Genomic DNA, 8,193 nt, shown 5'->3' with positions numbered 1-8,193 from the left:
ACCCATCCCAACACGGTTTATGAAAATACGCGGGCGGCGATCGCTTATGGGATCCGCCCCGTGATTGGCACCACCGGCATGAGTCCCGAACAGATTCAAGAACTCGCTGCCTTTGCGGAAAAATCTAGCATGGGTTGTGCCATCATTCCCAATTTTTCCATTGGCATGGTTCTGTTACAACAAGCGGCGATCGCTGCCTCGCAACATTTTGACCATGTAGAAATCATCGAACTCCACCACAATCAAAAAGCGGACGCCCCCAGTGGTACCGCCATTCAAACTGCCCAAATGTTAGCAGAAATGGGCAAAACCTTTAATCCTCCCCAGGTTAAAGAAACCGAAAAAATTCCCGGGGCCCGTGGCAGTGATGCGGGAGAAGGGATTCGCATTCACAGTATCCGTCTCCCGGGTTTAATCGCTCACCAAGAGGTGATTTTTGGTGCACCGGGTCAAGTTTATACCCTCCGTCACGACACCAGCGATCGGGCCTGTTATATGCCCGGAGTTTTGCTCTGTATTCGCAAAATCCTCGAACTCAAAACCCTCGTTTATGGCCTAGAAAAACTGTTGTAAGCCCATCAGAGGGTTTGGAGACCAAACCCCTACCCGGATGGCGTCAGGTGACCCAAATCCCCCTTAATCCACCGAAAGCCAATCCGGTTAAATCAGCGTTAGGGGCTTGGTCTCCAAGCCCATCAGAGGGTTTGGAGACCAAGCCCGATCACTGTTTCTCTTGCCTTTATCTTTGAATAATTAACCGATTCAGAACCCTATTAACAATGCTAATTCCCTTAACCCGTGAAACCTTTGAACAACTCATTCCCGGCATCGCCACCGGCGCTCAATATGCTTATTATGGGGGTAAAATTGACAAAATTTTAAAGCGCGTCCTCATAAGCGTTGCGGGAATTGGACTGCTGACCTTAACCGCCAATGCACTTCCGGATAACTGGCGACCTTTTTCATTAATAGCTGGCATCATCGTCGGTCTCTATTGGTTATGGGGACCGATCGCCTCCGCGTCCCGAGAAAATTACCAATGTCGGCGTTATAAATACAGTGGATTTTGGCGCGGAGAAGTCTGGGATGTCTTTGTCACAGAAGAAGTCGTCGGCACCAAAGAAACCGTCAGTCCTAGGGGAGAACTGGTCATCGTCGAGAATCGCGAACGAAGACTGAATTTAGAAGTCGGTGACGAAACCGGATTTAGTACGCGAGTGCTGGTTCCCTTGCGGAAAGAACACAAGGCGATCGCCCCGGGGGATGTTGCCGAAATGGTGGTCATGTCCAACCGCACCGACCTCGGACGCATTGCCAAAGTCTCCAATATCTACCTCCCCCGCATTGACTTTTGGATTAGTGACTATCCCTATTTACGCCGGGATTTATTTGTAGAAATCAGCCAACAAATGGAAGAATTAAATTCACACAGACCCCGCAAACGGAGAGTGCGTCGAGAAGAAGAATTCAGGTAGAAATTTAGGACTATAAATTCTATAATTTATCCTCAAATCATTCCCCGTCCTTCCTGTCCATACGCTTGCCATGCCAAGTCTACCAATCCATTTAAAATAGCAACTGCAACCACGGCACTCCCTTTGCGTCCATCCACCCGAATATTTTGAATCAGAGAGTCATTCAGTCTCGCCTTTGCCGCATCCACCCCGACAAACCCGGCAGGAGTCCCAATCACTAAAGCGGGACGAATTTCCTCCGCTTCGATTAACTCGACTAGGGTCGTCAGGGAAGTTTGGGCCTCACCCAGGATAAAAATGCCTTCAGGATAGCGTTTAGCGAGGGTTTCGATTCCCCAGGCAGCACGGGTTTTTTCTTTTTGAGGACGGGTGAGCGCATCCATAGAACAGTAAACCGGATTGGCAAAGGTGTTTTGGATGTGGGGGGAAATGCCAACTTGCACCATCGGGACATCCACCACAATCGTTGAACGTGCCGCCAACGCTGCCGCACCCGCCTGGAGTGCTTGTTCAGAAAAGCGAATCAGGGATTTATATTCAAAATCAGCGGTGGCATAAATTACCCGCCGCACAATCTCATACTCCGCCGGGGAGAAAATGTGATCCCCGATTTCCCGGTCAATAATTGCCAGACTCTGAGCATCGCTGCCGTGCCATTCCATCTTTAGCGTTTTGTGATGAATCATTAATTTTCAAACTGAATCGCCCTAGTTTATCCCGGTTTCGGGACAGCCTAAAAGAGCGATCGCGCAAAGAGTGTGCTATTTCCCTTAGCCAGCACAATCATACCAGTCGATCGCCCTTCTACCAATAGCTCCGTTTTGGTTTCTCGGGACCCTATTTGGGGCGCTTGGGAGCCAATCAGGGTCACTCTGCCGAGGAGTTCGGGTTCAGTGACCCCACCAACTCCAGGAGTGCTGCGGAATGGCGATCGCCTGCCACCAGGATTAAATCATTATGTCCCGCACCCTCCACCCACAGCGATTGCTTCGGTGACGGTGCCGCCGCAAACAATGCCTCCCCATGCCAAAAGGGAATCACCTCATCCTCAGTCCCATGAATCACCAACACTGGACAATTCACCCGTTGAATGTTCCGAATATTATTAAACTTATCCACGGGATAAATCGGAATTCGCGTCACGGTTCTAAAAATGGAAGTAAATGAACTTTCTACCACTAATCCACCCACGGGATAGCGATCGGCCAACTCCAGCGCCGGTCCCCCACCCACCGATCGCCCATAAACAATAATTTGCTCGGGCGGAATCTTCAGGGTTTCCGTTAAATAAAAATAGGCCGCCTCCATATCCTCAACCGCCCTCCGTTCCGTCGGATTTCCCTCAGAAATTCCATACCCTTGATAATCAAAACTCAACACCGAAAACCCGATAGTTTGGAGTTGAGTCAGAACCGGCAAAATATCCCCTAAATCTTCCGCATTGCCATGACTATAGAGAATCGTATAGTCTGCTTGAGGATTGGCTAAATAAACCGCTGCAATTTGCTTCTCATTGGCCGAAGTTAAACTCAGCAGTCCCGGCAGTTGAGAATAGGAAGCGGGTTGGGGGATAAATATCATCCGTTCGGAAAAGAAGTAGCCATAAATGCCAATGGAGACATAAACAAACAGGAGCGATCTAACCAACCGCTTGAGAGAAAAATCGCCAATCAGGAGATGCTTCAGTTTCGGATTCATAGATTACAGCCTACTACTTGCACCATTTTATTGGGAGCATCCCAATGAAAGCCGCCCTTTTTGGGAGAATGGGGCTCCGGGGGATGAGGGCCTTACAAGAGTAGGTTTTTACGTTTATGGTGATTCGCCTTACTATTAACTTCAGCGACGGTTCCCGGACCTTGGCATCGGAAGGGGGACCGGAAGGGGGACCGGAAGGGGGACCGGAAGGGGGACCGGAAGTAAAAAACCTACTCTTGTAAGGGGATGAGGGCAGACTGTCTAAACATCGGATGCACCCATTTTATTTAGGGAAATCTCTAAGAAAGAAAACTGACTTTTGACAACCAGATTTGGGATGACGGGTTGTTATTTCAGGCGGGGAGACTGGACAATCCAGGAATAGAGGGGATGAGAGAGACCCTGTTGGCGAATCCTCAGCAGTTGTTGTTCTAAGCGCGATCGCTCTGATTGTGGCATTCCAAATAAGATGTTGCGACTTTGCCAAACCAGGACCGCAACCGTCATACTCACAGTGAAAGTGAGTCCGATCGCCGGGATCGGATTGTATCGCATACTTAGGGCGTAGCGCAGACTTGCCCAGGTAAAATGTTCAGACAGGAGTCGGATATCGGATCGCAACGCCCACAGGCTAAAACTCCCCACCGTGAGCCACAGCAGCAACACCACCACCCAACGAGCGGCAACGGTGTACTCATGTAACCGTTGCACTTCTTGCTCGAACGTGGGGTCCTGTTGCAGCGGAACGGAGTCGAGGGGGCGATCGCTAAACTCGTGATTGTTCTCCATCAGAGCAATCTCAATTGATAGAAGATCACTTCAACCTCGCTAAATCCAGAAAAACGACGCAGCATTAACCCTGACTAAACCTCATTAGAGTCTGGGGATGCCTCCACCGGGGTGGGACCCTCTGGAACTGGAGACATTCCTGTTCCATTCCGTTCTCGCCACCAGACTAACAAGGTACTCGCTAAAAACAGACTGGAATACACCCCGGCCAAAAATCCTACAATTAAGGCTAAGGCAAAGAATTTTAGAGTTTCCCCCCCAAACAGGAAAATCCCAACCAGGGGTAACATCGTGGTAGCCGTGGTATTAATTGATCGCCCCAGGGTTTGATTCACCGCATCATCCACAATTTGATCAATGGGGCGATTAGACTTATCCTGAGCGAGGTTTTCCCGGATGCGATCGTAAATCACCACCGTATCGTTCACCGAGAACCCGATAATGGTGAGCAACGCCACAATAAATAAGCTATCCACTTCTAACCCTAAAACCAGTCCCAGAATCGAGAAAATCCCCACCGTGATTAAGACATCATGGAATAAAGCCACGATCGCAAACAGGGCATAATCGAACTGGAACCGGAAACTGATATAGACAATAATTCCCGCAAACGAGACAATCAGCGCCAAGAGTCCTTGAGTCAACAATTGACGGCCAATCGTTGGACCTACTGTATCAATTTGACTCTTTTGTGGATCAAAACTGCCGAGTTCTTCCGTTAAAGAATTGACCAGTTGAGTGCGTTGCTCCACATCCAAATTAGAGGTGCGAATCGATAACCCCAAGCTGTCCTCACCGACCACTTGAATGCTACTGTTGCCCAAGCCTTGGGTGGTGAGAATTGAGCGCACCGTCCCCGATTCAATCGGGCGATCGCAATTTTCTGGAACGGAACAATCCAATTCCAACTGCAACCGAGTCCCCCCAACAAAATCCAGACTGGGACGCAGGGGTGTCCCCAACATCTGCCAGGAAATCACCATCGAAATCAACCCAGCCACCACCACTGCTGCGGATAATGTCCACCACAATCGGCGCTGTTTATTAACATCTAATTTCATCGAATCTGCCTCTGGTAACACATCCCCCTAAACTTTCCTAACATTTTGAAGGTTCGGACAAAACAGTTCGGGCTTGCGAAGGTCATCAACACTAATTGCCAAAAACATTAACGTGCGACTGCAAGTAATCGCGGTAAACATACTCACCGCCACCCCAATTCCCAGAGTCAACGCGAAGCCTTTCACCAAACCTGCACCCAGCCAAAATAAGGCGATACAGGCAATCAGCGTGGTGACATTGCTATCCAAAATGCTCGAAAAAGCTCGGTAAAAACCCGACTCCACCGAACGATACAAACTCTTTCCCGCCCGCAATTCTTCTCGGGTGCGTTCAAAAATCAGAACATTGGCATCCACCGCCATCCCAATACTGAGGATAAATCCAGCAATTCCCGGTAGCGTCAAGGTCACCCCCAACAGAGAGAAACTGGCTAAAGTCAGAGTGGCATAGATGATCAAGGACAGATCAGCAATCACACCGGGTAAACGGTAATAGGCCACCATAAAAATCAGGACCAACAGCAGGCCCCCGATTCCGGCATAGATACTTCTAACAATGCTATCGCGCCCCAGGGTCGCCCCAACCGTGCGATTTTCCACAATTTCTACCGGCACCGGCAAAGCCCCACCGCGCAATTGGACCGCTAGGTCATTGGCCTGTTCCACAGCAAAGTTGCCTTGAATCACCGCACGTCCGCCTGTAATCCCAGTGGTGGCAAATTCGGGGGGTACTGTGGGAGAACTAATCAGTTTTTCATCCAGAAAAATCCCCAGAGTCCGTCCGGTTCCTGCCAGATTCCGGGTCAGTTGGGCGAACAGTTCTCCGCCTTCGTTATCAAAGACCAGACCGACATTCCAAGCCCCACCCCCGGATTGCGCTGGTTCGGGATAGGCATCCTCAAGGTTAGAACCTGTGAGGGGGGTTTTTTCATACAGTTGGAGATTCAGTTCCTGAATTTCTTCGCGTTTGCGATCGAACTCAGCTTGCTTTTCCGCAATTTGTCCCTGTTCTCCCGATTCTTGTAACGCCCCCAACTCTAGGGCGATTTGGGTGGCTTCTTGAATCCGCACGTCCAGTTGCGCCCGGATTTCCTGACTCGCGGTTTCTTCGCGAAACTCCAGGACGGCTGTCCCCCCTAGCACCCGCTCGGCTTGGGCGGGATCGCTGACCCCCGGGAGTTGGACGAGGATCTGATCCGTCCCGACGGACTGAACAATGGGTTCAGATACCCCAAGGGCATCAACCCGGTTTCTGACTACGCTCTGCACAGCTTCCATCACGGAGGAGGTAATTTGCGGGACCTCTTCCGAGGGTCGCACCAGAAGGGTGAGTTGGGAACCCCCCTGAAGATCCAATCCCAACCGGAACGGGACATTCACCAACGCAACGATCGCGGCAATAACCAGAACCAGAATTAAAGCCAATAATGAACGGTTTTTTTGCATGACTTTACCTGTTTCTAGAGGGTTGAGAATTGAGTTTTAAGTTGTAAATTTAGCCAATTTCACTCAAAACTCAAAACTCATATTTCAACACTGTCTTATATTTTTAGGCCAACCATTTTTTGCACCGCTTCGACAATTTGCGGCGGTTGCACGATGGTTAATCGCTCTAAGGTACCATTGTAGGGCGTGGGAATATCCTGGGACGAAAGTCTCAGCACAGGTGCATCCAGCTCATCAAAGAACCGATCATTAATTGAAGCAATAATTTCAGCCCCAATCCCTCCGGTTTTCATCGCTTCCTCTACAATAATCACCCGATGGGTTTTGCGGAGCGATTCGCCTATGGTTTCGATATCCAGGGGTTTTAGGGAAATTAAGTCAATGACTTCCGGATCAAACCCGTCTTTTACGATCTGCGGCACCGCTTGCAGAACGTGATGGCGCATCCGCGAATAGGTCAAAATTGTGACATCTTTACCTCGTCGGACCACTTCTGCTTTATCCAGAGGCACCAGGTATTCTTCCGAGGGCAGGTCTTCTTTCAAATTATAAAGAAGGACGTGCTCGAAAAATAGCACGGGGTTATTGTCCCGAATGGCGCTTTTAAGCAATCCTTTGGCGTTGTACGGGGTGGAACAGGCCACCATTTTTAACCCAGGAACGGCCTGAAAATAGGTTTCTAAGCGTTGGGAATGTTCTGCACCGAGTTGTCGTCCAACCCCACCGGGACCGCGAATCACCATCGGCATTGTAAAGTTGCCACCGGAGGTATAGCGCAGCATCGCATTGTTGGCGATTTGGTTGAAGGCGAGGAGCAAAAAGCCCATGTTCATGCCTTCAATAATCGGGCGCAATCCCGTCATGGCTGCACCAACAGCCATCCCAGTAAAGCTATTTTCCGCGATCGGGGTGTCGAGAACTCTCAGTTCGCCATATTTTTCGTACAGGTCCTTGGTGACTTTGTAGGATCCGCCATACTGACCGACATCTTCACCGAGGACGAATACCGTGGGGTCGCGGGCCATTTCTTCGTCAATGGCTGCTTTGAGCGCGTTGAAGAAAAGGGTTTCTGCCATCTTCAAGGTGGGTAATGGGACAAGCTTTTATCTTATACCATTGCATTTTCCAGACGCTAGAGATTTTAGAGCATCGGTACAGTTTGAGATTCTAGGAGGTTGGTCCTGGATTAACTGGGTCGGATAAGCCCCCCGGGGTTGTCTTCTCTCTCCTGTACTGATGCTCTAGGGTCCAAAAACCGGGGTGATGGCCCTCAGAAAGCTGCGAATGGCTACAAATTTTCTGGCATAACCCCGGTTTCTCATCTCTACTGTACCGGCGTCTGAGGGGAGCATCTCAATTTGGACAGTTGGCCCTCATCCCCCAACCCCCCTTCGACCCCCTTCGACCCCCTTCGACCCCCTTCGACCCCCTTCGACCCTTCGACTGGCTCAGAGCTCAGGACAGGCTTCGGCGGGGCTCAGGGCTCAGGACAGGCTTCGGCGGGGCTCAGGGCTCAGGACAGGCTTCGGCGGGGCTCAGGGCTCAGGACAGGCTTCTCCCAAAATGGGAGAAGCCCTCACCCTCAGTCCCTCTCCCAAAATGGGAGAGGGATTTAGGGTGAGGGCGACCAAAATGAGATGCTCCGCGTCTGAGTTTGGCACATTAGACTGGAAGTAAGAAAGGTTACAAGTTGTCAAGTCGGGAAAGTTAGCGCGTGAATCATT

10 protein-coding genes are annotated in these 8,193 nt (G+C 50.3%); 3 read left to right on the top strand and 7 right to left on the bottom strand.

The window, feature by feature from the left end; all coding sequences use genetic code 11:
- The coding region (dapB, locus tag J0895_RS16155) for a 4-hydroxy-tetrahydrodipicolinate reductase (RefSeq protein ID WP_207089070.1) at positions 1-573 on the top strand (573 nt) is incomplete at its 5' end.
- A gap of 206 nt (positions 574-779) precedes the next feature.
- Entirely contained in the window at positions 780-1,475 is a 696-nt protein-coding gene (locus J0895_RS16150) for a phosphate ABC transporter permease (protein WP_207089069.1), read from the top strand.
- 32 nt (positions 1,476-1,507) lie between these two features.
- Here the strand turns inward: J0895_RS16150 and J0895_RS16145 are convergent, their stop codons facing one another.
- On the bottom strand, positions 1,508-2,137 hold the full coding sequence (locus tag J0895_RS16145; RefSeq protein ID WP_207089071.1) for a precorrin-8X methylmutase: 630 nt from the start codon (positions 2,135-2,137) through the stop codon (positions 1,508-1,510).
- A 205-nt stretch (positions 2,138-2,342) separates the two neighbouring features.
- Positions 2,343-3,173: an alpha/beta hydrolase gene (locus J0895_RS16140; protein ID WP_207089068.1), complete on the bottom strand. Its 831-nt coding sequence runs from the start codon at positions 3,171-3,173 to the stop codon at positions 2,343-2,345.
- A 116-nt stretch (positions 3,174-3,289) separates the two neighbouring features.
- Between J0895_RS16140 and J0895_RS26440 the strand changes: the two genes are divergently transcribed.
- A complete protein-coding gene (locus J0895_RS26440; protein ID WP_277989852.1) occupies positions 3,290-3,415 on the top strand; it encodes a hypothetical protein in 126 nt (41 codons plus the stop codon).
- A 106-nt stretch (positions 3,416-3,521) separates the two neighbouring features.
- Here the strand turns inward: J0895_RS26440 and J0895_RS16135 are convergent, their stop codons facing one another.
- The 5 genes from J0895_RS16135 to J0895_RS16115 all read right to left on the bottom strand — a co-directional run.
- Positions 3,522-3,962: a hypothetical protein gene (locus J0895_RS16135; RefSeq protein ID WP_207089067.1), complete on the bottom strand. Its 441-nt coding sequence runs from the start codon at positions 3,960-3,962 to the stop codon at positions 3,522-3,524.
- 74 nt (positions 3,963-4,036) lie between these two features.
- Positions 4,037-5,023 carry a protein translocase subunit SecF gene (secF, locus tag J0895_RS16130; RefSeq protein ID WP_207089066.1) on the bottom strand — a complete coding sequence of 329 codons (987 nt, stop codon included), beginning with the start codon at positions 5,021-5,023 and terminating at the stop codon, positions 4,037-4,039.
- A 27-nt stretch (positions 5,024-5,050) separates the two neighbouring features.
- Positions 5,051-6,469 carry a protein translocase subunit SecD gene (gene secD / locus J0895_RS16125; RefSeq protein ID WP_207089065.1) on the bottom strand — a complete coding sequence of 473 codons (1,419 nt, stop codon included), beginning with the start codon at positions 6,467-6,469 and terminating at the stop codon, positions 5,051-5,053.
- A gap of 95 nt (positions 6,470-6,564) precedes the next feature.
- Positions 6,565-7,545 carry an alpha-ketoacid dehydrogenase subunit beta gene (locus J0895_RS16120; RefSeq protein ID WP_207089064.1) on the bottom strand — a complete coding sequence of 327 codons (981 nt, stop codon included), beginning with the start codon at positions 7,543-7,545 and terminating at the stop codon, positions 6,565-6,567.
- Between the two features lie 459 nt (positions 7,546-8,004).
- On the bottom strand, positions 8,005-8,193 hold a 189-nt coding region (locus J0895_RS16115), incomplete at its 5' end, for a hypothetical protein (protein WP_207089063.1).

The organism is Phormidium pseudopriestleyi FRX01 (assembly GCF_017313335.1).
In the GTDB taxonomy this organism is placed as follows: domain Bacteria; phylum Cyanobacteriota; class Cyanobacteriia; order Cyanobacteriales; family Laspinemataceae; genus Laspinema; species Laspinema pseudopriestleyi.
The sequence above is the reverse complement of the archived record's forward strand: the minus strand, read 5'-3'. Positions and strand labels throughout refer to the sequence as shown.